Below are 2,331 nucleotides of genomic sequence, written 5' to 3' on the forward strand. Positions count from 1 at the left end.
CGAACGTAGCCAACCAGCCATGCACCTGGCGGTACAACTGGCACACCAGAGGTTCGTCCATCCCGGTCCTCTCGTACTAGGGACAGCCTTTCTCAAGTTTCCTACGCGCGCGGCGGATAGGGACCGAACTGTCTCACGACGTTCTAAACCCAGCTCGCGTGCCGCTTTAATGGGCGAACAGCCCAACCCTTGGGACCTACTCCAGCCCCAGGATGCGACGAGCCGACATCGAGGTGCCAAACCATCCCGTCGATATGGACTCTTGGGGAAGATCAGCCTGTTATCCCCGGGGTACCTTTTATCCGTTGAGCGACCACGCTTCCACTCGCAGTGGCCGGATCACTAGTTCCGACTTTCGTCCCTGCTCGACATGTCTGTCTCACAGTCAAGCTCCCTTGTGCACTTACACTCGTCACCTGATTGCCAACCAGGCTGAGGGAACCTTTGAGCGCCTCCGTTACTCTTTAGGAGGCAACCGCCCCAGTTAAACTACCCATCAGGCACTGTCCCTGAACCAGATCATGGCCCTAGGTTAGACATCTAGTACGACCAGAGTGGTATTTCAACGATGACTCCACCCCAACTGGCGTCGAGGCTTCACAGTCTCCCACCTATCCTACACAAGCCGAACCAAACACCAATGCCAAACTATAGTAAAGGTCCCGGGGTCTTTCCGTCCTGCCGCGCGTAACGAGCATCTTTACTCGTAGTGCAATTTCGCCGAGTCCATGGTTGAGACAGTAGGAAAGTCGTTACTCCATTCGTGCAGGTCGGAACTTACCCGACAAGGAATTTCGCTACCTTAGGATGGTTATAGTTACCACCGCCGTTTACTGGGGCTTAAATTCTGAGCTTCGACTTGCGTCTAACCCGTCCTCTTAACCTTCCAGCACCGGGCAGGAGTCAGTCCGTATACATCGTCTTACAACTTCGCACGGACCTGTGTTTTTAGTAAACAGTCGCTTTCCCCTGGTCTCTGCGGCCCTTCCCGCTCACCCAGCAAGTGGGGTCACGTTCCAGGCCCCCCTTCTCCCGAAGTTACGGGGGCATTTTGCCGAGTTCCTTAACCATGGTTGTCTCGATCGCCTCGGTATTCTCTACCTGATCACCTGAGTCGGTTTCGGGTACGGGCGGCTCATGGCTCGCTAGAGGTTTTTCTCGGCAGCATAGGATCACCCACTTCCCCCATACGGGGTCGGCATCACATCTCAGGGTCACCGAACAAACGGCTGCATGGCGGATTTGCCTACCACACCCCCTACATGCTTACCCGCCGTCTACCATCGCGGCGGTTGGGCTACCTTCCTGCGTCACCCCATCGCTTGACTACTACCGGGTCGGGTCCCACGCTCCACACCAGGCTCGCACCCCGAAGGGATTGATACCAGATGCTTTGGGTGGTTAGCATCACCGGGCTCATCATGGGCGCCATTTCGCCGGTACGGGAATATCAACCCGTTGTCCATCGACTACGCCTGTCGGCCTCGCCTTAGGTCCCGACTTACCCAGGGCAGATTAGCTTGACCCTGGAACCCTTGATCAATCGGCGCACGGGTTTCTCACCCGTGATTCGCTACTCATGCCTGCATTCTCACTCGTGTCACGTCCACACCTGGATCACTCCGGCGCTTCACCCGTGACACGACGCTCCCCTACCCAGTTCCAACCCTGAACCAATTACGGCTTGGGTTACATGGAACTGCCATGGCTTCGGCGGATGGCTTGAGCCCCGCTACATTGTCGGCGCGGAATCACTTGACCAGTGAGCTATTACGCACTCTTTCAAGGGTGGCTGCTTCCAAGCCAACCTCCTGGTTGTCACTGCGACTCCACATCCTTTTCCACTTAGCCACCTCTTAGGGGCCTTAGCCGATGGTCTGGGCTGTTTCCCTTTCGACTACGAAGCTTATCCCCCGCAGTCTCACTGCCACGCTTACACTTACCGGCATTCGGAGTTTGGCTAACGTCAGTAACCTGGTCGGGCCCATCGGCTATCCAGTGCTCTACCTCCGGCAAGAAACACGCAACGCTGCACCTAAATGCATTTCGGGGAGAACCAGCTATCACGGAGTTTGATTGGCCTTTCACCCCTATCCACAGGTCATCCCCTCCATTTTCAACTGAAGTGGGTTCGGTCCTCCACGCCGTCTTACCGGCGCTTCAACCTGCCCATGGATAGATCACTCCGCTTCGGGTCTAGAACACGCGACTCAAACGCCCTATTCGGACTCGCTTTCGCTACGGCTACCCCACACGGGTTAACCTCGCCACGTGCCGCTAACTCGCAGGCTCATTCTTCAAAAGGCACGCTGTCACCCCCATACACAAGGC

1 rRNA gene is annotated in these 2,331 nt (G+C 56.4%); it reads right to left on the reverse strand.

The features are described 5' to 3' along the window. Positions 1–2,331, reverse strand: a 23S ribosomal RNA gene (locus AB4880_RS26055); the annotation flags it as partial.

The sequence above is a fragment of the Nocardioides ginsengisoli genome, from assembly GCF_039537225.1.
Classification (GTDB): Bacteria; Actinomycetota; Actinomycetes; order Propionibacteriales; family Nocardioidaceae; genus Nocardioides; species Nocardioides ginsengisoli.